This window comes from Bacillus sp. M13(2017) (genome assembly GCF_002218325.1).
Classification (GTDB): domain Bacteria; phylum Bacillota; class Bacilli; order Bacillales; family Bacillaceae_G; genus Bacillus_A; species Bacillus_A thuringiensis_K.
This window is the reverse complement of the sequence record NZ_KZ268528.1, coordinates 1-24,206: the sequence shown is the minus strand read 5'-3', so window position 1 is coordinate 24,206 and position 24,206 is coordinate 1. Positions and strand designations below refer to the sequence as shown.

The window sequence follows — 24,206 nt, the reverse complement described above, 5'->3', positions numbered from 1 at the left end:
TGACCGAGATTGCACAAGCTCTATCGCAAGTTGATGATGAAACAAAGCGTAATGAATTAGGCGTTAAATTTTTCGGTAGATGATAAATTGTGCCGAAGTAAAATCGCGGTATAAAGCAAGAAGGGTGAGATTCCTAACTTGAACCGAAGGCTATACGAAGTATAGTCAGGGGCAGAGCATAGAGGGTGAAAAGATATAATCCCTCCACGAGACCGCGACACTTAATAGTGAAAACGTATGCCGAACTTACAGGAAATGAACTGTAAGAAGTAGAGGATAAAAAGCCTTTACGATAACAAAATGACAATGTATGAAGATCAAGGACAAAACATCATTAATACTTTGCTAGGCGCGAAAGAGAAAACAGTTGATTTTGGGAAGCAACAAGATAAACTGAATGATTCTATTAAGAAAATGGATGCAAACCCAGCAGTTAAATTTCAAAAAGCGATGCAGGATTTACAAGTTGCGCTTCAGCCGATTCTTAGTGTTATAGCTGATGTTATTTCCAAAGTAGCTGAATGGATTTCAAATAATCCAAAGTTAGCAGCCACATTAACAGCTGTTGCGATGGCTATTGGTATAATCTCAGGTGCAATCATGGCACTTGCTCCTATAGTCATGACGGTCATGAGCTTCTTTGAAATTGGAGCTTTAGCAGCAGCCGGACTTGTTGCAATTGTCCCTATTATTATTGCAGCTATAGTTGCTTTAGGAATTACTATTTATAAAAATTGGGACGACATCAAACAATGGACCATTGACGCTTGGAATGCAATTGGAGAGTTCTTAGTAGGGATATGGGACGGTATTGTGCAATGGGCAAGTGATACCTGGAATAGTATTAGTGAATCTACATCAGAAGTCTGGAATTCAATTAAGGAGTTCTTAATAGGCTTATGGAATGGAATTGTTGAGTTTGTTGTAACCTGGGGAACCGCTATTTTAGAAGCATACGTTGGTATTTGGACTTCTATTTTTAATTTCTGTATGGAAATTTGGAATGGAATTGTAGAATATCTCACTTCTGTATTGCAAGGAATAGCAACTTTCTTCACCGAAGTATGGACTTCAATATCGACGTTCTTTCAAGAGACCTGGAATGGATTAGTTGCCTTTCTAACTCCTATTTTACAAGGGATTGCTGATTTATTTTCTATGATTTGGAACGGTATTTCTACAGTGATTCAAACTGTATGGAATTTCATTACTCAATACTTACAAGCAATTTGGACGGCTATTTTGTATTTTGCAACGCCAATATTTGAATCGATAAAGAACTTTATTGGTTCTGTATGGAATGCTATTAGTTCAGTGGCAACAACGGTGTGGAATGCTATAGTTTCTTTTCTTCAGAGTTGTTGGAATGGTATTGTTTCGGTTGCAACTTCTGTCTTTGAAACACTTAAAAATTGGATTGTGAATGTATGGAATGTTATTAGTTCCACCACAATGACGGTGTGGAATGCAGTAAAAGGATTTTTACAATCTTGCTGGAACACGCTAGTTTCTATAGTCACTCCGATTTTCCAATCAATCAAAGATTGGATCGTAAATACATGGAATACAATTAGTTCCACTACAAGCGCAGTATGGAATACAATTAAAAGTTATCTTTCTAGCTTATGGAATTCAATTGTTTCCACAGCTAGTTCAATTTTTAATAGCATTAAATCAGCCATTTCGACTGTTTGGAATATGATTAGTAGTACAAGCAGTAGCGTGTGGAATGGTATTAAATCTACGCTTTCAAACATTTGGGAAGGTATTAAGTCGACCGCATCTTCTGTATGGAATGGATTAAAAGATGCCATTATGACTCCTGTAAGATGGGTAACAAACGCTGTTAGTGGGGCATTTGAAGGAATGAAGTCAGCAGTATTAGGCGTTTGGGATGGAATTAAGAGTGGTATTCGTACAGCTATCAACGGAATCATTCGTATTATTAATAAATTCATAGATGGCTTTAATACACCAGCAGAATTGTTAAATGAAATTCCAGGAGTAAGTGCTCCAACTATTCCACATGTACCGATGCTTGCTAAAGGCGGAAAGCCTGTAGGTGATGGTTCATTTATCACAGGAGAAGCCGGACCAGAGTTATTTACGAAGAAGGGTAATTCAATCACAGTTACACCTTTATCATCGAAAGAAAAATCACTCGGTATTACTGGAACTATGAATCAATTAATGGGTGATATGAACCGTATGATGGCTACTTCTATGAATCAGCTATCCGGATTAAAGTCTGTCATGAGTGGTGTGTATGGAAGTATGTCAAACAGTAGACAAGCTATGACAAACAGTGTATCGAATCAAGTGGTTAATAATTCTTTTGGATCATCTGGAAGCGGAGTAATTCCAATGCTTGGTGGCGATTTAGTTGTGGAGGTTCCTGTTGTTTTAGAAGGACGAGATGTGGCACGTGGTACTTATCGATATACAACCGAGTATCAAGAAAGAGAAGAAAAGAGAAACTCAGACTTTTAGGTTTGGGTTTCTTTTATTTTATAAAGAAATGAGGTGTCAAAATGAGCTCTTTCAAATTTAACAATGAACGTAAAAAGTATATCCAAATTGCAAAAGGTTGGAAAAGACCAACTTGGGCACCATTGAAACGTAATTTTCTAAGTACTCCAGGGTATCCAGGGGCAAGATTATTAAATACACAAACAGAAATGCGTGTATTATCAATTCCTGTAGGGATCATAGTTCCTGAACACGCTGATTTAGAAATGTTAAAAGAAGAAATTGCAAGTTGGTTAATAACGGATCAACCAGCAGAGCTTATTTTTGATGTAGAACCAAATAGAACATATTTAGCGGTTGTGGATGATAGTTTCGATCTAGATGAATTTGTAACACTTGGAATAGGAACTCTTACGTTCATTTGCCCAATGCCATATAAATTAGGACCCACTCAAACAGTCGATTTTCAAACAGGTGCGCTAGGGTTAACCGCAAATGTTCAAAACAAAGGAACTGTTCATTCTAATCCTATTATTGAGATTGACATAAAAAAAACAAACACTTTTTTAGATGTATGGTTTGGTGGGATATCTTTAAGTGATCGAGATTATTTTCGTATCGGTATGCCACTAAAAACTGTGGAAAAGCCTGTAGAAAGGAATCAACGTATCGTATGGGATGAAATGGCCACTACTGTTGGATGGAGTAAAGTCAGCGCAATGGAAGATGGTGAGCCAGTTGGCGAAATGAAATCAGATAAATATCAATTTTATTGTTCTGATTTTGGTACTGGAACAGGTAAAGGATGGCATGGTGCAGCTGTTAAAAAGAGTATACCTGGTGGTCCAGTACAAGATTTTATTATGCAAGCTTATGTTACTTGTAAGAGTAAGAAAATCAATGAAATGGGACGAGTTGAGATAGCAATACTCGATGAAAATAGTAAGGTGCTTTCGAAAATTGCTATGAACGATCTCTATTGGCAAGCTGAACAAAATTTTGGAACGATGGTTATTGGATACGATAACAAACCAGGGAAAACAGGGTTGATTTATGAGAGCGGTAATTATCCGAATACATGGAATCAATATTTTGGTCGATTGTGGATAGCTAGAACAGGAAATGTATGGGAAGCGTATATTTCAAAATTTCTTCCAGGGACAGAAAAAGATGATTCAGAGCGTTTTGCACGGTGGACAGATGAAAATAACTATCACATGGAAAAAGCAGCTCAAATACAGATTAGCATCATGCAATGGCAGGATGTACCGCCAGTAGAAGCGATGTCAGTTAGTGATTTAAAGTTTTGGAAAGTGAATTTAAATACGAAAAACACACCACCTTATATAATAGATGTTGGAGATAAAGTCGTAATTGATACCGAAAATAGTCATGTAACGATTGAAGGGAAGGATGCGATTAATATTAAGGACATTTTCAGTAATTTTCCTATCATTAATAAAGGTATGAATACACTAGAAATTATGCCTTATGATATCGGAACAGCAAAGGTTACATATAGGGAGCGATTTAGATGAGAACGCCAAGTGGAGTCTTACATATTATTGATTTTAAAACTAGCCAAATCGTTTCAGCTATACAACCAAAAGATTATTGGGATGATAAACGTCATTGGGAAATCAAGAATAATATCGATACGTTAGAGTTTAAAGTATTTGATAACACGAAATATGCAGCAACACTTATGCAACAAAACTTAGTATTAAAAGAAGTAAGGGATGGGCGTATTGTTCCGTATGTAATCACTGAAGTAGAAAAAGACCCTGACGATAGATCCGTAATTACTTATGCATCAGGTGCATGGATTAATCTTGCTAAAGATGACTATATTCGTCCGCAGAAAATTGAAGGTAAGACAGTAAATGAATTTATGGATGTTGCTCTTGTAGGTACAAAATGGAAGCGTGGTAAAACGGAGTATGCTGGATTTCATTCTATGACTATTGATGAATTTATAGATCCATTGAGTTTCTTAAAAAAGATTGCTTCCCTATTTGAACTAGAAATTATATACCGTGTTGAAGTAGTTGGTTCTCGAATTGCAGGTTGGTATGTAGACATGGTGAAAAAAAGAGGAAGAGAAACAGGAAAGGAAGTCACGTTAGGTAAAGATTTAGTTGGAATTAAACGTATTGAAAACTCACAAAACATTTGTACAGCTTTAATTGGCTTTATCAAAAAAGAAGGTGGAGAAGTTCTCACTATCTCAGATATAAATAAGGGTATTCCATATATTGTGGATAACGATGCATTTCAACGTTGGAATGAAAAAGGTAAACACAAATTTGGATTTTATACTCCAGAAACAGAAGAAGATATAACACCAGAACGCTTATTGACTCTTATGAAAACAGAGTTAGCAAAACGCGTGAATACCTCTGTCTCTTATGATGTTCAAGCACAAAGTATAGGGCGTGTATTTGGGCTGGCCCACGAGTTAATCAATGAAGGAGATACAATCCGAATTAAAGATGTTGGATTCACACCTAAGCTTTATTTAGAAGCAAGGGCAATCGCAGGTGATGAATCACATACTGATTCTTCGCAAGATAAATACGCATTTGGTGATTACCGCGAAATTGTTGACCCTAATGATGAGCTACGAAAGATTTACAATCGTATCCTTAGTTCACTAGGTAGTAAGCAAGAACTGATAGATCAGTTAGATAAATTAGTGAAAGATGCAAATGAAACAGCTAATAATGCTAAGAAAGAATCAGAAGTAGCAAAAACACTGGCTGAAAAAGTGCAAGAGAATCTTAAAAATAATGCGGTAAATATTATTGAAGCTAAAAATCAACCGACCGATAATCTTATAGTAGGTAAAACATTATGGCGAGATATTAGCAAAGGTAAACCTGGTATTTTAAAAGTGTGGGACGGTAAAGGTTGGGAGCTTCTTATTCCTGATGTGGAAACTATCAAGAAGGAAACAATGGAGCAGGTTAATAAAGATATCAAACTTACAGAAGAAGAATTAAATAAGAAAGTGGAAGAAGCTCAAAGTGAAACCACTGGACGATTCAAGGAAGTTAAAAATAGTCTTCAAGAAGTTTCGCAAACTATTAAAAATGTACAAAACTTTCAAGGTGAAATTAATAAAACTGTTTCTGAAATGAAACAAACTAACGAGGGTTTTACTAAATCTATTGAATCTTTAACAAAAAAAGACGGTGAAATCACTGGAAAATTAAATACAGTGGCAGAGACTGCTGAAGGTACAGAAAAGACAATCTCTGAGGTGCAGCAAACAACAAATGCTTTAAAGAAAACCACAACTGAAATTACAGAAAAGGCTGGTCAGATTAGTGAGAAGTTGGAGAGTGTAGAAAAGAAAGTTAATAACGATAAAGCTGGAGGACGTAATCTGTTATTAGATTCAAATGCTAAATACGAAAAAACAGATTATCTAATCAATCCATATTCTCTAACCGAAAATTTCTCTACAGGTGAAGAATATACATTTGTAATTAAAGGTAGCGTTCCGAAGGGGCAGAAGTTCGGGATTTGGCAAAATGGCGGTTCGAATAATGTTGGATATGCAACAAGTGTTTATGCGAATGGAATTACCTATGTAACTTTTAAAGCTGTAGCAGCAACGAGTGGAAATGAAAGAAAGTTGAGTCTGTATAACTTTCCAAGTAACACTACAAAAGCCATTGTAGAATGGGTTGCTTTATATAAAGGTAATAAGCCACAGGATTGGACACCAGCTCCAGAAAATCAAGTAACGAGTGATGAATTCACTAAGAAAACAACCGAGATTGAAAAAAGTGTGGATGGTATTAAAGAAAGTATAAAAACGGTAGAAAAAACACAAACCTCTTTTAATGAACGTGTTAACACTGTAGAAAAGAATGCAGAAGGAACAACTGCAAGTGTTAAGAAATTACAGGAAACACAAACTGAGCAAGGGAAAACATTAACTCAGGCGGCCACAACGATACAGCAACACTCTGAAGCATTGAAATTAACAATGAAAAAGAAAGATGTTGAGGATTATGTAGGCGGTTTAGGTACTGTCAACGAGTTGCGTGATGCTGATTTTAAGTTAGGACAGAAATATTGGTTTTGGAATAGCGGTAATGGGGCTATTGGTTCTGTTGATACGAATTTAAAATACAAAGGTATGAATACATTTGCAATTACCGTTACTGGCCAGACTCAAGATCGTTGGTGGGGACTTACAAGCCAATTCATTGAGTGTCAGGTTAACGAAGAATTTGTTGCATCAGGTTATTTCAATACTGATGGGAAAACACCTATTGATAGTGGTGGTGCATTTATTGAAATTGAATGGTGGACTGGTGACAAAAAAACTCGCATTAAAACAGCTAGAACAAATATCAAGGTTGTAAATCATACATGGGTTCGTGCTGTATGTTCAGATAAAGCGCCAGCCAATGCATCGTTTGTGAGATGGCGTTATTATGTTACAAGAAATGGGCGTTTATGGTGTACTGCACCTATGTTACAACGTGGCACCATAGCTACAGAATTTTGGTTGCATCCGAAAGATCAAACGGATGTTGATAAAATGCTAGAAGATATAGCTAATAGAGTAGCTACCGAGAAATACAATCAGAAAGTTACAGAGTTAGAAAGAAGTATTGGCGCAAATGAAAAAGGTATTACAATCGTTTCTAGAAAACAAGAAACGTTTATAAATGAGACTTATAATGCCTATGCGAGGAAAACGGAATCTAGGTTAGAAGTTTTAGATGAAGGGATTTTAGCGCAGATTTTAAAGGACGGAATTGTCACTGCCATCAATATGTCCCCTGGGAAAATTACAATCAATGCTGCAAAACTGGATATTAATGCAGATACAATGGTCAAATGGCTAACAGCAAAAGGTATTGATACGAATCTTATTAGAATTAACGGTGATAAGATAACCATTGATAAAGATGGTGTAACTGTTAAAATGCTAGATTTTCTATTCCAAGACGAATGGGGAACAAAAACAACTGCGGTATCAAGACGAAACCTAATAGCAGATCCCGACTTTTCTAGTGTTACAAAGAAAAACATTGGACATAACGATTATTATGGGTTTGAAGGTGGATACGGTCTTACTTGGAGGTCATGGGGAAATGTCGTAATAGAAAAGAATACACATATATTCGATTACGAGCAAATGGTGAATGCTACAAGGGTAGACATGTATAACTATCCAGAAGCAATCGTGAATAATGGCATACATCCCGGAAATGAATACACAGTATCTGCTCACTTTAGAGCATCTATGATAAATGGTGTACGTAAAACAGGGAAACCACGCTTACATGTATGTTGTGTTAAATTCCGAGACAATGTAAGTTACGATATCTGGAATGAACAAAAAATGGACTTTCCTGAGCCGTCTACATTTTATGGAGAAATCAGACGATATTCATTTACCTTTAAAGTGCCGAAAAACTATATTCCGCAACAACATGCATTGATTATTAAAGTTTGTTCTGGAAGTGCTGACATGAGACAAGGGACAGCGATTTGTGTAAGTGGTGTAACGCTATACAGTGGCAAATATGCATCTATGTATAATTGGGATCGTGCAGCGGCAGAAAGAGCAGATGGTATTCAGCCGTTTAACGCACTTGCTGTAGGTGGTGTGAATAATAATATAGCTCCCGCGTCAGACGGACAAACGTTTGATATAAGTACAGAAAAGGATATAAAAGTTTTTTCTAATATAAGGGCGATGCAAGGAATTAATTTAGGCGGCGGTGGATTCCAACAATGGGGACATATTCGTTTTGTAGAAGGAAACCGAGGGTTAGGATTCTATGTCTGTAACTCAAATGGATGGCACTTTAATAGTTTAGGATAAAGAAGAAAGGAGTAATAGTATATGAATCAGAATTCAGCTGTTACACCTCCACAACGTGGGGATGTAACACCGTTTATGGGATATTTAGTAGAGTTGGAAAGATCTGAAGCTGGAATTTTTGTAAACATCCCTATTAATGTATTAAATAATGCAGGGCTTTCAAATGGCATGAATAAAGTCGAGGTATGGAGGGAACTTGATGGAACTATAAGCTTTAGAATCGCAACAAGATGCGAAATCTGTAAACGTGGAGCACGTCTATATGAACTAGATATGGGATTTGCGAAAAAGCACATTTGTATGGAGTGTTATACATCACTTACCGGTTCTTATCCACCACAAGAACCACCAAAATCAACTAATGAAAATAATACGCAAACAGAGCAGGAGCAGCAATAGCTGGTCTTTTTTTATTTTTGTTTATATTAGTTTTTAAGTATTTAAATTATTAATTATAATATATAATAAATATGATTTTATTATCGTATAATTTAATGTTTCATTTAGGAGGTATATTATGAAAAAGAAATTTATGTTAATGATGCTGCTGTTTGCATTAATGGTAGGGGTACACCCTAATTTAATGACCAAAGCCGAAACCATTAACACACAAGGGAAACAATTTGAACAAGGAAAATATGATTTAGAGGCGGAAGCTCCTTTCGGGCAGCACTGGAACAGAAACTCTCCTTATGCAGGGGCAGAAACATCTAATGTAAAATGGGAAAATAAACTCTATGATAAAGATGGAGGGAAAAATTTCAGTAATCAACCCGCAATTGGGCGTGATGGTACAATCTATATAGGAAATTACAATGGCAAATTATATGCTTTTAATAAAGATGGTTCAACAAAATGGATTAAAGATAACTTAATTACGCATTATGGTTCACCAGTTATAGCCGAAGATGGGACTATTTATGTGCCTGGCTATCAATTAACAGCTTTAAATCCAGATGGATCGATTAAATGGCAGGTTAAAATAAACGCTGTTGAAACACCAATTATAGGTAAAGACGGAACTATTTACGTACATAATAACGGTAGACATCGATTAGAAGCCTATAACCCTGATGGTACGTTGAAATGGGAATCAAATGAAATTTTTAGTGGAAGAAATCAAGTACTTTCTTCAATGCTCTCACAAAATGGAACAATTTATACTGTAGTTACAAGTGGTGAGACTAATTACCTTTATGCTCATGATCAGAATGGCAAAGAATTATGGAAAAAATATGTTTGGAGTAATGGAGGTAATACTGGATTTACTCTTGGCTTAAATGATGAAATATATATTAATGGCGGGAGTAAGTTTTATGTGTTTGATAAAAATGGGGATTTAATAAAAGAATGGAAATGGCATCCTTACAACCCTTCATATGCATTTTCTGCTCCTGCTATTAATGCTAAAGATGGAACAATTTATGTGAGTGGGGCAGATGGATTATATGCCTATAATCCAGATTATACATTGAAGTGGAAATATGTCGCTAATAGTTTTACCGGTGCACCAATAATAGATAAAAATGGTGTAGTTTATATTACTACAAATGGTATTGGCGGAGTATATGCAATAAACCCAGATGGTACACTTAAATGGAGACTCCCAAAGACATATAATATAGTAGATAACTTTTCAAATAGTTCTATGACCCTTGGTAAAGATGGAACATTATATGCTATGGCAAGTAGAGGAACTGAATATTATTCACTGATTGCTATTGGTGACTCTTATACAGACACTGTATGCACTAAAGATAGTACATATATGGAAGTGCTTAAATCGTTGGAAGCAAAGAGTAAAAATGCTAAATTAACAGATGAAGAGAAGTCGGAAGCACGTGATATTTTAAAGAAATTATCGGATGATCTTGATAAAGCAGATAAATAAACTTGATTTGATTAATAAAATTGAATGGTTTTTGAGAAAAGGGAGACAAGTGTCTCTCTTTTTTATTATAAATAAGGAGATGGAAAGATGGATCGTATTGATGTATTAATGAAAGCATTTATTGCTACATTTGGTGGCTTTTGTGGGTATTTCTTGGGAGGATGGGATGCAACATTGAAAATCTTAGTAACGATGGCAGTTATTGATTATCTAACTGGCATGATTGCAGCAGGATATAACGGAGAATTAAAAAGTAAAGTTGGTTTCAAAGGCATCGCCAAAAAGGTGGTGCTTTTTCTTTTGGTCGGAGCGGCAGCTCAATTAGATGCAGCGTTAGGAAGTAATAGTGCTATTCGTGAAGCGACAATTTTCTTCTTCATGGGTAATGAATTACTTTCACTTTTAGAAAATGCCGGACGAATGGGTATTCCGCTTCCACAAGCTTTAACAAATGCAGTTGAGATTTTAGGTGGTAAACAAAAACAAGAAGATAGAAAGGGAGATGTTAAGTAATGGGACAAATTATTGATATTTCAAAATGGAATGGTGACATTAACTGGCCTATAGCAAAGCAATACATTGATTTCATCATCGCTCGTGTACAAGATGGTTCAAACTATGTAGATCCATTGTATAAAGGATATGTACAAGCCATGAAGCAACATGGTATTCCTTTTGGTAACTATGCATTCTGTCGCTTCGTTTCTGAAAATGATGCAAGAGTAGAAGCTCGTGACTTCTGGAACCGTGGAGACAAGAGCGCGACAGTCTGGGTTGCAGATGTTGAAGTGAAAACAATGAATGATATGAGAGCGGGCACACAAGCATTTATTGATGAACTACGTCGATTAGGTGCTCAGAAAGTTGGTTTATACGTTGGTCATCATATGTATGCTCCGTTTGGTATGGCAAATGTAAAATCTGACTTTGTTTGGATTCCTCGTTATGGCGGTAACAAGCCAGCTTATCCATGCGATATTTGGCAATACACAGAGACAGGTAATGTACCTGGTATCGGTAAGTGTGATTTGAACCAATTGATTGGCAGTAAATCATTATCTTGGTTTACAGGAGAAAAACAACCAGAACAAGCTATTGCCAATGGTGGCTATCAATATGTTAAATCTGGTGGTTTTGGTATTTCATTGGTTCAGGAAGTCGTAAATGCTATGAATGAGCGTGGAACAAAAGGGAAGGTTGTCTCTAATCCATTAACTGGTTTAGCGTACTTACAAACTGAAGTACTACCTAATGGCGAACTTGATAAGATTACAGCTTGGATGGATGAAAGAAACTGGTGGTACGAGTACATTAAAAAATAAAACAAAAGAATAGTTTTATGAAAAAATTATTATCTGGTTCTATATGTAGATAATTATATATTGATTTTCATCTTTATAAATGTTAGGGTAAATATACACCGTTTCTTATTTATCTATGAGTACTGTCTGTAGAACGAATAGAATAATTTGAAAAAAATCCCCTTTTGCACCTATATGCAGAAGGGGATTTTAATATTTATGAGATTTAAAATTTACTTTTAGATAATGCTTTAAGTATTGGCTTTACAATTAAACTTATTAAACGAAAGCCTTTAAATATAGAGCGTACAACTTTCAAGGAATGTTCCTCCTAGTTGATGTTAATAAATGTATCATTATATAAAAAATAGAGATATAAAAATTTTTCTTCCATTTATCTTGTTCTTTTAAATTCTTCTTTCTTTGCCCTTAGAATCTAGCAAAATAGCATAAAAATTAATTAAAAAAGACAATTATTCTATTTATAAAACTATTCACTAAATTATTACCTTAATTAATCTTTAGAATCCTCATCGCTCATAATATATTCGATATCTTCATCTGTAAATTCATTGCCTTTAAATACTGGATGCCCATTTGGATCGAGCATACCCATTACTTTTTTATCTCTATCAGACACAATTAGTGTATAGTCCTCCATAAGAAAAGGGTTTTTTGGTAAATCCACTAATATTCTCCAAGCTGGTCTTATATCATCATTGTTTCTATTTTCTTTCACAATTTTAAATGTATAAGCCTCATCAAAGAAAAGCTGGTTGATATCTTCATTAACTACTCCATCTAATTTATTTTTCTTATGATAATGTTTAGCAATTTCTATTGCTTCCTGAGGCTTTAACATTACATCTACAGTAATTTCATTTATTTTCCTATAATGTCTTGAAAAATCTTCTTGCTTTAATTTTATATAATTTTGAAATTCTTCAGTAGACAATTGTTTAAACTCTTCATCAGACATATTTTTATACTTATTTAAAGACATATAAAATTCTCCTTTTATTTATATTTCAATCTTAATCTTTCGATATATTCTATTGAATGGTCAATAGAAGCTTTATCAAATAAATGTTTATTTTTCATTACTTGTTCAAATACATATTCTTCTCTTTCTAACCTACTAAGATTCATATATTGCTCTTTTCCTATATCTAACCACTGCTCTGCATGAAAACCCTCATGATGCATATTTATGACGGATGGTTTTTTCTTTAAATATATATCCCCATTAACAAAATCAAACGCTGCTTCTACATTGTTTGGAAGAATTGTTCCTTTTTTATCTATATTAACTTTTATACCTAATTCTCCCCATTCCTTTTTATACGCTCGAATTTCCTTTCTAGTAGCTAAAGTTTCTCCAATTTCATTGGTTTGAATATTTACTTTTCTAAAATCCAAGTCAGCTCCGCTTGTTGCCTTATTAACTTCAGCTGTACTTTCAGCAAACTGATGAGTCAATAATTTTTCTTTAGATTGTTTAAGGGCATTGCTATCTGAGAAAGAGTCTACAATATTTCTTCCTGTATAAGCAAATTGATTTTTTGGCATTAGAATATTATTCAACATGTCAACGCTTTGCTTATACTTATCTAAAGTTATTACGTTTTTAGTGCCGTGTATAAAATTTACACTTTCACTAAGTTTTGAGGTTTTGCCTAACGTTGAAACTTTATCTACACCTTTTGTTCCTACGAATAATTCAGCGATTGCTAATTTAACTTGCATCTCTACATTTCCATACCATTTAGCTCTGCTATTCCAATCTCCATTTACAACATCTTGATTCCACGAATCAGAAATAGCTTGTTCTACAGCAGCAAATGTTTCGTCGATGTGAGAAAGAGCATACACAGCACCCTCAACACTATCTATTGGATGTAAAATTGTGTTTAATATTCCTTTAAGTTCATCTAACACCGCTTCATTTTGCCCTTTTTTGTAGTTGTAATATTGCCCAATAAGGGGAGTGTTTTCTATCTGGCGAATAAACTTTTCGTACAACTGATCTATCGCTTCTACGTTATTTTCAACAGTATCTTTAAATTTATCGAACAACGATTCTTCTATAATACTACTTCCTTCAGAATGACGTTTTTTTTCTTCTGTAATCGCTTGGATAGAAGTTATCCACTCCATATTCAACCCTTGCGTACTAAATGTACCACTTGCAGGACTAAAGCCTTTTCCACTTTGAACTTCCGCCAAACCCATCGCAATGCTAGCGGCTAGTTGGAGTGCAGTATCATAATTATTACTAGAAGTATAATTAAATTCATATAGATGTTCTAATTTTTCTTGCAGTTTTTTCCTCATGACAGTAAAAAGATTCGCCATAGCGTCCATACCCGGGAGTGGCATAGCTTGATTGATGGCTTCTATACTTGTTTTCATTCGGTCAATTTCTCGAATTTGTTCTAGTAACTCTTGTTCAACGACATCCGTGGAAGCGACCTGTGATTGGAATTGACTTGGAAAAGCATCATTCTGACGAATTAACTCTTCACACAGATAAATGATTCCTTGTGCTAAAGGGCGAAAGGTTTGTACAAAAAATGATTTTGCACTGCTATATGTTTGTCCTTGTAACACAGTATCAATTGCAAAAGCGTCAATCGACTGAATCGCTTGTTCCATACCTTGAATGGTAGCCGTACATACAGCATTCATACTTTGGGTTTGGGCATGTACTTCCCCTAAATACATATTTAAACTCAAAAATCTCCCCCCTTTTATGCGAACAAGTAAATCATACCAATTAAAGGATATATATGTAAATATGCTGCTGTAGTAAACTCAATATCAAAGTAGAACTTTTCCATTTAATTACTAAAGTACCGTCTAATTCGTTTATGGGTACCTGTGAAGAATATGGTATACAAAATAAATTTACAGGATTTGAAATGAATATATAATAGAAGAGAAAAGAAATGTTTATATTGTCGCTACCATGTTGGCGTCAACCTCATGCGCCTAATGGCAACGAAAAACATCTACTTCGTCCCATTCGGCCAAGATGCACCAGAGAAAAAACCGAACTCAATGGTAGCTCGCATGGAGCTGCTGGAAGATACAGTATTAGAAGCGCTGCAAGGGAAGCAATTGCAACCTGTGGTCGTAGAAAAATTCAGATATATGAATTAAAAAACGAAAAAAAACGGACAATTTTTGATGAAACCATCATTCTTACTGTAGAATATGATAAAATTAACGTTATTAAGATTAGAAGGGGTATTGTATACTCCTTCTGATTCTAAGTTATAGAAGGATTGGTATCTAGAAAGGGGCATAGTGATGGAAAAGCAAAAAACTTTTCATGTCGCTGTAGTTGGAGCAACCGGCGCAGTTGGTGAACAAATGTTAAATACTTTAGAGAAACGAGAATTTCCAATCGGGAAATTAACGTTACTTTCATCTAAACGATCTGCAGGTAAGAAACTTGTATTTAAAGGCGAAGAATTTACGGTTCAAGAGGCAACTCCTGAAAGCTTTGAAGGAGTAGATATCGCACTATTTAGTGCTGGTGGATCTGTATCGAAACAATTAGCCCCAGAAGCAGCAAAACGCGGTGCGATTGTTGTTGATAATACAAGTGCATTCCGTATGACAGAAAACGTGCCACTTGTTGTACCTGAAGTAAATGAAAATGACTTAAAAGAACATAATGGTATTATTGCAAATCCAAACTGTTCTACAATTCAAATGGTAGTAGCTCTTGAGCCAGTTCGTCAGCAATATGGTTTAAAACGAGTAATCGTTTCCACATATCAAGCTGTATCAGGTGCTGGTGCGGCAGCTATTGAAGAACTGCATGAACAATCACAAGCAATCTTAAATGGCGAAGAAGTTAAGGCAAATGTTCTTCCTGTATCAGGTGATAAGAAGCATTTCCCAATTGCTTTTAATGCGATTCCACAAATTGATAAATTCCAAGATAATGGATTTACATTTGAAGAAATGAAAATGATTAACGAAACGAAAAAAATTATGCATATGCCTGAATTAGAAGTAGCGGCAACATGTGTACGTTTACCAGTTGTATCAGGACACTCTGAGTCTGTTTACATCGAAGTAGAAAAAGAAGGCGTAACAGTAGCAGAATTAAAGAGCTTACTTGCAAATGCGGAAGGTATTGTTCTGCAAGATAATCCAGAAGAGCAGTTATATCCAATGCCAGCTACTGCAGTAGGTAAAAACGAAGTATTCGTTGGAAGAATCCGTAAAGATTTAAATAACGATAAAGGATTCCATCTTTGGGTCGTATCTGATAACTTATTAAAAGGCGCTGCATGGAATTCTGTTCAAATTGCAGAGCGCTTAGTAAAATTACAATTAGTGTAAACGGCTAAGAGAAGGTGCAAAATATGAAAATAATTGTTCAAAAATTTGGTGGCACATCAGTACGTGATGACAATGGACGTAAGCATGCGCTTCATCATATAAAAAAATCATTAGCTGCTGGTTATAAAGTAGTTACTGTCGTATCTGCTATGGGCCGTAAAGGTGAACCATATGCAACGGATACGTTATTAAGTCTTGTAAATCAAGAGGAATCTACTATTTCTAAACGTGAGCAAGATTTATTATTATCGTGCGGAGAGTTAATCTCTGCAATTGTTTTCTCTAATATGTTGAATGAGAACGGTATAAAAGCAGCAGCATTAAATGGTGCACAAGCTGGTTTTGTAACGAATGATGATTTTACGAATGCAAAGATTATTGAAATGAATTGCGATCGTATACATGAAGAGTTGGAAAATGTAGATGTAATCGTCGTTACAGGATTCCAAGGGCAAACGAAAAAAGGTGATACGACAACACTTGGGCGCGGAGGTAGTGATACTTCAGCTTCAGCATTAGGTGTTGCACTTCATGCTGAATACATCGATATATTCACTGATGTAGAAGGTGTTATGACTGCGGATCCTCGTATTGTAAAAGATGCACGTCATCTTCAAACTGTAACGTACAACGAGATTTGTAACATGGCTTATCAAGGTGCGAAAGTCGTTCATCCACGTGCAGTTGAAATTGCGATGCATGCAAAAGTGCCACTTCGTGTACGTTCTACGTATTCTGATAGTGAAGGTACACTTATTTCAGCATATGACGGTGCTACGAGAGGTCGTGATGTAGAAGAACGTCCTGTTACAGGTATTGCCCACGTATCAAACGTAACGCAAATTAAGGTGCTTGCAAAAGAAACGGCATATGATTTGCAACAACATGTGTTTAAAGAGATGGCGAACGAAGGAATAAGCGTCGATTTAATTAATATTTCACCTACTGGCGTAGCATATACGGTGAGTGATAATGTATCAAGTCATGCAGTTAAATTATTAAAGAACCTTGGATATGAGCCAATTGTGACAGAACATTGTGCGAAAGTATCTATCGTTGGAGCTGGAATGGCAGGATACCCAGGGGTTACTGCGAAAATCGTTACAGCTCTAGCGGAAAAAGGTATTCAAATCCTACAATCGGCAGATAGTCATACAACAATTTGGGTTCTTGTAAAAGAAACTGATTTAGTGGAGGCTGTAAATGCATTACATAGTGCGTTTGAGCTTTCAAAAGAAAAGCAACTGGAACAATAAGGAGTGAGACCATGATAGATTTTGGGACAATTGCAACCGCGATGGTAACACCGTTTGATATAAACGGGAATATCGATTTTGCAAAGACAACGAAATTGGTAAATTATTTAATTGATAATGGTACAACAGCAATCGTGGTAGGAGGAACGACAGGAGAATCTCCTACATTAACTTCAGAAGAGAAAGTAGCGTTATATCGCCATGTCGTATCTGTTGTCGATAAAAGAGTGCCCGTAATCGCTGGAACAGGTAGCAATAATACGCATGCTTCTATTGACTTAACTAAAAAGGCAACAGAAGTTGGTGTGGATGCAGTAATGCTAGTAGCACCGTATTATAACAAACCGAGCCAAGAAGGGATGTATCAGCATTTTAAAGCAATTGCTGAAAGCACGCCGCTTCCGGTTATGCTATATAACGTTCCGGGACGATCTATTGTACAAATCTCCGTTGATACAGTTGTTCGTTTATCAGAAATAGAAAACATTGTTGCTATTAAAGATGCCGGCGGCGATGTGTTAACAATGACAGAGATCATTGAAAAAACAGCGGACGACTTTGCGGTATACAGCGGTGATGACGGTTTAACGTTACCAGCTATGGCAGTTGGAGCGAAAGGTATCGTTTCGGTAGCATCTCATGTTATCGGAAACGAAATGCAAGAGATGATTACAGCATTTCAAGCAGGAGAGTTTAAGAAAGCACAAAAATTACATCAATTACTTGTAAGAGTAACTGATTCATTATTTATGGCGCCAAGTCCAACTCCAGTAAAAACAGCGTTACAAATGGTTGGATTAGATGTAGGTTCTGTACGTTTACCACTTCTTCCATTAACAGAAGAGGAAAGAGTAACGTTACAATCTGTTATGCAATCTATCCCTCGTTAATAAAAAATGACCTAGTGTAGAACTAGGTCATTTTTTATTATATGCAAATCTTTTCCTCTTTTTCTCACCTATATGTGTTTTTATAAGAACATTAATCGCTTCTTCATTATGTGTATAAGAAAATAATCATACCCCTTTAACTGAGTCAAAAAATGATAGATATTATGGAATAAACGTAATAAACCACGGTGTCTGTTTTTAGAGAAATCCCCTAAAATGTGACGTAATTCATAAAAAAAATCCATTTTGTAAGTGTTTTTGTTGGATTCTAGAAAAATAAATCTTGAAACTTCCTATTATGAAATGAATTTGGCGTATGTATGGCTAGTTCTTCAAAATAATATGGAGTATAAAATCGGAGTAAATATAAAGGAAATACGTTCGATACTTTTATTGTCATTCCGTTCTTTTCCTCTTTCTTTCGCACGATTTAACTTGTGTTCTATTTCTTGTATCAGGTATAATATGGCTAAGTAGCTTAGTACGGGTATGCTTAGCAAAATTGGTAAAAATTATAATTTGATTACATTTTCATATCATATCGAATAAGATATTTGATTTATATAATGAAAGAGAGGTGAAACCTGGTTTAAAAAATAAACAAGGACATGATATCGCATAACGGTAAGGACATTCGTCTTGGACGGTGAATATATGGTGGTTGTAGAGTTTCCCCTGGTGTCTCTGCAATTTTAGTGAAATCAGTGTTTGAAAGATTTTTAAACCAGGCAACAACATGAAGAGAAAAGAGAATGAGTCTGTTAAAGTATTTGCTCTTGGTGGAGTAGGTGAAATCGGGAAAAACATGTACTGTGTTGAAATTGATTCTGAAATCTTTATTGTAGATGCAGGGTTAATGTTCCCAGGAGATGAAATGTTTGGAATTGATATCGTTATTCCTGATATTACATATTTAGTGGAAAACCAAGAGCGAGTAAAAGGTTTATTTATTACTCACGGTCATGAAGATCATATTGGTGGTATTGTTTACGTACTTCGTAAATTATCTATTCCAGTATATGCAACGAAATTAACAGTAGGACTTATACAAGAAAAACTTGGCGAAGCGGGTATGTTAGGCCGTGTAGACTTAAAAACAATCGATTCAAATTCAACAGTAGAGTTTAATACTACAACGGTGTCATTCTTTGGAACGACACATAGTATTCCAGATTCTGTTGGTGTTTGTTTCCATACATCAAAAGGTGCGATTGTATATACGGGAGACTTTAAATTCGATCAAACTCCAATTGGAAATAGTGGAGCAGACCTTGGGAAAATGGCGCAAATCGGAAATGAAGGCGTACTTTGCTTATTATCTGATAGTACAAACGCAGAGCGCCCAGGTTATACAGGTTCAGAAAAAGAAGTTGGTGTAGAAATCTCTAAAGTGTTCTACGGCGCAGAAGGTCGTATTATTGTTGCTTCATTTGCATCGAATGTACATCGTATTCAACAAGTATTTGATGCAGCTGCTGAAACAGGGCGAAAAGTGGCGGTTGTAGGACGTAGTATGGTGAAAGTGGTAGATATCGCAAGACGTCTTGGTTATTTAGATGTTCCAGAAGGTATGGTTATTTCACTACAAGAAGTAGACAATTTCCCAGAGAAAAAGGTAGCTATTTTAACGACAGGTAGTCAAGGTGAACCGATGGCTGCTCTATCTAGAATGGCAAAGCAAGCTCATAAACAAATTTCAATTCGTAAAGGTGACACCGTTATTATTGCGGCTTCTCCAATTCCGGGTAATGAAATATCTGTATCAAAAATTATCGACTTGTTATTTAGAGCGGGAGCTGAAGTTGTTTATTACGGTGAAAGAAAAGTTCACGTTTCAGGTCACGGTAGCCAAGAAGAATTAAAATTAATGTTAAATTTAATGAAACCAAAGTACTTTGTACCCGTACACGGTGAGTTCCGTATGCAAAAAGCACATGCATACTTAGCTGAAGATGTAGGTATTACAAGAGAAAATATCTTTATCGTAGAAAAAGGCGATGTAATTGCTTTTGGTGACGATGAAGCGAACTTAGTCGGTAAAGTACAAGCTGGTAATGTTTTAATTGATGGATTAGGTGTAGGTGACGTTGGTAATATCGTTCTTCGAGATAGAAAGATGTTATCTCAAGATGGAATACTAGTAGTTGTTGTAACGCTTGGTAAAGATGAAAAGAAAATTATCTCTGGTCCAGAAATCATTTCACGTGGTTTCGTATATGTTCGTGAATCAGAAGCGTTAATTGAACGATCTACAGAGATTGTACGTATGATTGTTGAGCAGTCAATTAAAGAATATTCAATTGAATGGTCAATGTTAAAACAAAATATTCGTGAATTATTAGGACAGTTTTTGTACGAAGAGACAAAGAGAAAACCTATGATTTTACCGATTATTATGGAAGTATAAAAAAGATCACCCTTATGGGTGATCTTTTTTCTTTTTAACCCTATCGAATGAAATTTATAACTTAAGAAATAATAGTTATATACGAGTGAAAGGGGATGCGAAATGACAGAACGTGATCGATATACAAATGAAGAAAAAGAAGCTGAGCCAAAAGAAGCTGGAAAAGAGGCTTCAATAGTCGAAAAAATTCAACAGCTTGGACAGACAAATGTACCACAGATGAATGAATCACGTATTCATTGTTTAACGATTATCGGACAAGTGGAAGGTCATGTTCAATTACCACCGCAAAATAAAACAACAAAATACGAGCATATCATTCCGCAAATTGTTGCGATTGAACAAAATCCGAAAATTGAAGGTTTGCTTTTAATATTAAATACGGTTGGAGGTGACGTTGAAGCTGGGCTAGCAATTTCTGAAATGGTAGCTTCACTTTCAAAACCAACAGTGTCTCTAGTTTTAGGTGGGGGACATTCCATCGGTGTACCGATTGCTGTTTCTACTGACTATTCGTTTATTGCGGAAACTGCGACGATGACAATTCATCCAATTCGTTTAACAGGTCTTGTCATAGGTGTGCCACAAACATTTGAGTATTTGGATAAGATGCAAGAAAGAGTCATTCGTTTTGTGACGAAGCACTCGAAAGTAACAGAAGATCGTTTTAAAGAGCTTATGTTTGCGAAAGGAAATTTAACGCGAGATATTGGGACGAATGTAATTGGTGGGGATGCAGTAAAGTACGGTCTTATAGATGATGTAGGCGGTATTGGAAATGCTATTCGAAAATTAAACGAATTAATAGATGTTCGCGCGGAAGATAGTACAGAAGGGACAATGCTACAATGATTTTATATACAATTATGCCAGAGCAACTTGTGTATCCGGCCGATTATTCACAATGTGAAAGTCAAAAAGTCGTAAATATAAATGGTGTGGAATTAATGGTTTCTGAAGAGGAACATGGATTTTATTCTATTGTACGTGTGCTAAGTACGGACCCACTTCATTATTTAGAGTTTGAGCCCGGTCAGAAAATAACCTTTTAGCAAAAAGAAGGATTTTGTTTAGAAGCTATGGTATAATATAAAAAACAAGACGGTTGAGCAGCCATGAGTAGGCTGCTTTCTTCTGTTTATTTAGCATTTTACAAGAAGTGTAAAAATAGAAGATATAAAGACCTGAAAAATAGAGAAAACAGACATATAAATAGAGCATTTTGAGGGGAGCTTTACTTATATGTAGAACACGAGGTGAAGAAATGGCAAAACAAAAGCAAAGAGGGACGAAGTCAAAGGCAAGACGTACGATAAAGCCAACTTTGTATTATGAAATTGTCGGTTTAACTCTTTTTGCACTTTCAATCATTACGATTTTACAGCTAGGCGTTGTAGGGAAATCGTTTGTGTTATTTTTTCGCTTCTTCTTTGGTGAGTGGTACATAATTGGTGTGTTAGGTGTAATAGCTTTATCGGTTTCCTTTGTTATAAAACGCGGATGGCCGAACCTTTTAAATAAACGATTAATTGGATTTTATTTAATTGTATTGGCGATATTAATGTTTAGTCATATTACATTATTTAACCTTCTTACAAAAGATGGAGCAGTGCAAAATACTTCTGTTATTGTGAGTACGAAAGATAACTTCTTTCTTGAAATGAAAAAGGGGCCAGATAGTGTTCATTTAGGTGGTGGTATGTTTGGTGCGCTTATGTTCGCAACATGTTACTTCTTATTTGACGAAGTAGGAGCTTATATCATTGGTATTATTCTAGTTATTCTCGGTATACTTTGTATAACAAATAAGCATATTGGAGAAGTGTTAGCTCCAGTTGGTAGAATTCTTAGAAGTCAGTTTCAAGTGATGCAAGGGGATTATAAAGATTGGAGAGCTAAAAGAACGGCTGAACAAACAGAAAAGAAAAAAACAACAAGAAGCACAAGAAGCAAACGTGCTGCAGAACAAGAAGAAATTATTGAGCCGATGGAAGAAATCTCAATTGATCCTCCGATTATTTCGAATTTCACTGAGAATTATCCTGTAAATGAAGAAGAGGATAAACGAATCGAAGTAGAGCAAGAAGATTTGATCACTTCAACGTTTATTGAAGAGACTCCGCCAATTGAAGAACCAAAGAAAAAGCGTGGAGAAAAAATTGTTGAATCGTTAGAGAGTGAAGCGCAAGCACCTCCTATGCAATTTTCAAATGTAGAAAATAAAGATTACAAGCTTCCTTCACTTGATATATTAAAATTTCCAAAGAATAAGCAAGTTACAAATGAAAATGCGGAAATTTATGAGAATGCTCGTAAATTAGAGCGTACATTCCAAAGTTTCGGAGTGAAAGCGAAAGTAACAAAAGTACATAGAGGTCCGGCAGTTACAAAATATGAAGTGTATCCTGATATGGGGGTAAAGGTAAGCAAAATTGTCAGTTTAAGTGATGATTTAGCCCTTGCTTTAGCTGCAAAGGACATTCGTATTGAAGCGCCAATTCCCGGGAAATCAGCTGTAGGGATCGAAGTTCCGAACTCAGAGGTTTCGATGGTAACGCTGAGGGAAGTTCTTGATTCTAAGGCTAATAATCATCCGGAAGAGAAGTTGTTAATTGGTCTTGGCCGAGATATTACAGGTGAAGCTGTATTAGCCCGTCTAAATAAAATGCCTCATTTACTCGTAGCTGGTGCGACAGGTAGCGGGAAAAGTGTATGTATTAACGGTATTATTGTTAGTATTTTAATGCGTGCAAAACCGCATGAAGTAAAATTAATGATGATTGACCCGAAAATGGTAGAATTAAATGTATATAACGGTGTGCCTCATTTATTAACGCCAGTTGTAACTGATCCGAAAAAAGCATCGCAAGCATTGAAAAAAGTTGTGAGTGAGATGGAACGTCGTTATGAATTGTTTGCTCATAGTGGTACACGTAACATTGAAGGATACAACGATTATATAAAAGAGCATAATAGTCAATCAGAAGCGAAACAACCCGAATTACCTTATATTGTAGTAATTGTGGACGAGTTAGCAGATTTAATGATGGTTGCTTCGTCTGATGTAGAGGATGCGATTATGCGTCTAGCGCAAATGGCTCGTGCTGCTGGTATTCATTTAATTATTGCAACGCAACGTCCGTCAGTTGACGTTATTACGGGTGTTATTAAAGCAAATATTCCATCACGTATTGCATTCGCTGTATCTTCTCAAACAGATTCTCGTACAATTCTTGACGGTGGTGGTGCAGAGAAGCTACTAGGTCGTGGAGACATGCTGTTTATACCAATTGGTGCATCGAAACCTGTACGTGTACAAGGCGCATTTTTATCAGATGATGAAGTTGAGAGAGTTGTAGAATATGTTATTGGACAGCAAAAAGCACAATATCAAGAAGATATGATTCCGCAAGATGTTCCTGATACGAAGCAGGAAGTAGAAGATGAATTATATGATGAAGCGGTTCAACTTGTAGTGGAAATGCAAACAGCATCTGTTTCTATGTTACAACGTAGGTTTAGAGTAGGTTATACGCGAGCTGCTCGCCTAATTGATGCAATGGAAATGAATGGTGTAGTAGGTCCGTATGAAGGTAGTAAACCGAGAGAAGTGCTCATTAATGATGTACAAGAAAAAAGTTCTTAAAAAAAGCCTAATTGTTTTGAAGTGCACCCCAATTGTTAGACACAGTCTAACAATTGGAGGTGCATTTTTTATGGCTAAATTTTCTTCAAAAGAAAAAATCCAAGCGGTGAAACGATATTTAGATGGTACAGAA

General features: G+C 35.8%; 16 protein-coding genes and 1 pseudogene. 15 read left to right on the top strand and 2 right to left on the bottom strand.

Annotated features, from left to right (window positions below):
- Positions 1–300: 300 nt before the first annotated feature.
- From CGQ22_RS30445 to CGQ22_RS30415, 7 genes are all read left to right on the top strand, one after another.
- Positions 301–2,490 (top strand): phage tail protein, encoded by a 2,190-nt coding sequence (locus tag CGQ22_RS30445; RefSeq protein WP_089149770.1) that lies wholly within the window; start codon positions 301–303, stop codon positions 2,488–2,490.
- Between the two features lie 41 nt (positions 2,491–2,531).
- Positions 2,532–4,007, top strand: a complete 1,476-nt coding sequence (locus CGQ22_RS30440; RefSeq protein ID WP_089149769.1) for a distal tail protein Dit — start codon at positions 2,532–2,534, stop codon at positions 4,005–4,007.
- Complete coding sequence (locus CGQ22_RS30435) at positions 4,004–8,323, top strand: phage tail spike protein (RefSeq protein WP_089149768.1); 4,320 nt, start codon at positions 4,004–4,006, stop codon at positions 8,321–8,323. Before CGQ22_RS30440 ends, CGQ22_RS30435 begins: the two co-directional genes overlap by 4 nt.
- Positions 8,324–8,344: 21 nt before the next feature.
- Complete coding sequence (locus CGQ22_RS30430) at positions 8,345–8,722, top strand: hypothetical protein (protein ID WP_089149767.1); 378 nt, start codon at positions 8,345–8,347, stop codon at positions 8,720–8,722.
- Positions 8,723–8,840: 118 nt separating this feature from the next.
- Positions 8,841–10,214: an outer membrane protein assembly factor BamB family protein gene (locus tag CGQ22_RS30425; protein WP_089149766.1), complete on the top strand. Its 1,374-nt coding sequence runs from the start codon at positions 8,841–8,843 to the stop codon at positions 10,212–10,214.
- 87 nt (positions 10,215–10,301) lie between these two features.
- On the top strand, positions 10,302–10,727 hold the full coding sequence (locus tag CGQ22_RS30420) for a phage holin family protein (protein ID WP_065703361.1): 426 nt from the start codon (positions 10,302–10,304) through the stop codon (positions 10,725–10,727).
- Complete coding sequence (locus tag CGQ22_RS30415) at positions 10,727–11,536, top strand: GH25 family lysozyme (RefSeq protein ID WP_089149765.1); 810 nt, start codon at positions 10,727–10,729, stop codon at positions 11,534–11,536. The genes CGQ22_RS30420 and CGQ22_RS30415 overlap by 1 nt, the downstream gene beginning before the upstream one ends.
- 493 nt (positions 11,537–12,029) lie before the next feature.
- On the opposite strand, the gene CGQ22_RS30410 is transcribed toward CGQ22_RS30415, so the two are convergent.
- Both CGQ22_RS30410 and CGQ22_RS30405 read right to left on the bottom strand, forming a co-directional pair.
- Complete coding sequence (locus tag CGQ22_RS30410; RefSeq protein WP_089149764.1) at positions 12,030–12,518, bottom strand: hypothetical protein; 489 nt, start codon at positions 12,516–12,518, stop codon at positions 12,030–12,032.
- Between the two features lie 14 nt (positions 12,519–12,532).
- Positions 12,533–14,251 (bottom strand): zincin-like metallopeptidase toxin domain-containing protein, encoded by a 1,719-nt coding sequence (locus CGQ22_RS30405; RefSeq protein WP_089149763.1) that lies wholly within the window; start codon positions 14,249–14,251, stop codon positions 12,533–12,535.
- A 237-nt stretch (positions 14,252–14,488) separates the two neighbouring features.
- Between CGQ22_RS30405 and spoVFB the strand changes: the two are divergent.
- From spoVFB to CGQ22_RS30365, 8 genes and pseudogenes are all read left to right on the top strand, one after another.
- Positions 14,489–14,677, top strand: a pseudogene (gene spoVFB / locus CGQ22_RS30400) (dipicolinate synthase subunit B); the annotation flags it as partial.
- 150 nt (positions 14,678–14,827) lie between these two features.
- Complete coding sequence (asd, locus tag CGQ22_RS30395; RefSeq protein WP_000414846.1) at positions 14,828–15,874, top strand: aspartate-semialdehyde dehydrogenase; 1,047 nt, start codon at positions 14,828–14,830, stop codon at positions 15,872–15,874.
- 23 nt (positions 15,875–15,897) lie between these two features.
- The gene (gene dapG / locus CGQ22_RS30390; protein WP_000692450.1) at positions 15,898–17,130 is read left to right on the top strand and encodes an aspartate kinase; all 1,233 of its coding nucleotides are present in this window, start codon (positions 15,898–15,900) and stop codon (positions 17,128–17,130) included.
- Positions 17,131–17,141: 11 nt separating this feature from the next.
- Positions 17,142–18,020, top strand: a complete 879-nt coding sequence (dapA, locus tag CGQ22_RS30385; RefSeq protein ID WP_000564763.1) for a 4-hydroxy-tetrahydrodipicolinate synthase — start codon at positions 17,142–17,144, stop codon at positions 18,018–18,020.
- Between the two features lie 736 nt (positions 18,021–18,756).
- Positions 18,757–20,427 carry a ribonuclease J gene (locus tag CGQ22_RS30380; protein WP_000823089.1) on the top strand — a complete coding sequence of 557 codons (1,671 nt, stop codon included), beginning with the start codon at positions 18,757–18,759 and terminating at the stop codon, positions 20,425–20,427.
- A gap of 102 nt (positions 20,428–20,529) precedes the next feature.
- Complete coding sequence (gene tepA, locus CGQ22_RS30375; RefSeq protein WP_000139806.1) at positions 20,530–21,279, top strand: translocation-enhancing protein TepA; 750 nt, start codon at positions 20,530–20,532, stop codon at positions 21,277–21,279.
- The gene (locus tag CGQ22_RS30370) at positions 21,276–21,479 is read left to right on the top strand and encodes a YlzJ-like family protein (protein WP_000605023.1); all 204 of its coding nucleotides are present in this window, start codon (positions 21,276–21,278) and stop codon (positions 21,477–21,479) included. Before tepA ends, CGQ22_RS30370 begins: the two co-directional genes overlap by 4 nt.
- Before the next feature lie 212 nt (positions 21,480–21,691).
- Positions 21,692–24,073, top strand: a complete 2,382-nt coding sequence (locus CGQ22_RS30365; RefSeq protein WP_001118802.1) for a DNA translocase FtsK — start codon at positions 21,692–21,694, stop codon at positions 24,071–24,073.
- Positions 24,074–24,206 lie beyond the last annotated feature (133 nt).

Coding starts and splice junctions, on each gene's coding strand:
- CGQ22_RS30445 (WP_089149770.1), top strand. CDS start 301: ATGACAATGTATGAAGATCAAGGACAAAACATCATTAATACTTTGCTA.
- CGQ22_RS30440 (WP_089149769.1), top strand. CDS start 2,532: ATGAGCTCTTTCAAATTTAACAATGAACGTAAAAAGTATATCCAAATT.
- CGQ22_RS30435 (WP_089149768.1), top strand. CDS start 4,004: ATGAGAACGCCAAGTGGAGTCTTACATATTATTGATTTTAAAACTAGC.
- CGQ22_RS30430 (WP_089149767.1), top strand. CDS start 8,345: ATGAATCAGAATTCAGCTGTTACACCTCCACAACGTGGGGATGTAACA.
- CGQ22_RS30425 (WP_089149766.1), top strand. CDS start 8,841: ATGAAAAAGAAATTTATGTTAATGATGCTGCTGTTTGCATTAATGGTA.
- CGQ22_RS30420 (WP_065703361.1), top strand. CDS start 10,302: ATGGATCGTATTGATGTATTAATGAAAGCATTTATTGCTACATTTGGT.
- CGQ22_RS30415 (WP_089149765.1), top strand. CDS start 10,727: ATGGGACAAATTATTGATATTTCAAAATGGAATGGTGACATTAACTGG.
- CGQ22_RS30410 (WP_089149764.1), bottom strand. CDS start 12,518: ATGTCTTTAAATAAGTATAAAAATATGTCTGATGAAGAGTTTAAACAA.
- asd (WP_000414846.1), top strand. CDS start 14,828: ATGGAAAAGCAAAAAACTTTTCATGTCGCTGTAGTTGGAGCAACCGGC.
- dapG (WP_000692450.1), top strand. CDS start 15,898: ATGAAAATAATTGTTCAAAAATTTGGTGGCACATCAGTACGTGATGAC.
- dapA (WP_000564763.1), top strand. CDS start 17,142: ATGATAGATTTTGGGACAATTGCAACCGCGATGGTAACACCGTTTGAT.
- CGQ22_RS30380 (WP_000823089.1), top strand. CDS start 18,757: ATGAAGAGAAAAGAGAATGAGTCTGTTAAAGTATTTGCTCTTGGTGGA.
- tepA (WP_000139806.1), top strand. CDS start 20,530: ATGACAGAACGTGATCGATATACAAATGAAGAAAAAGAAGCTGAGCCA.
- CGQ22_RS30370 (WP_000605023.1), top strand. CDS start 21,276: ATGATTTTATATACAATTATGCCAGAGCAACTTGTGTATCCGGCCGAT.
- CGQ22_RS30365 (WP_001118802.1), top strand. CDS start 21,692: ATGGCAAAACAAAAGCAAAGAGGGACGAAGTCAAAGGCAAGACGTACG.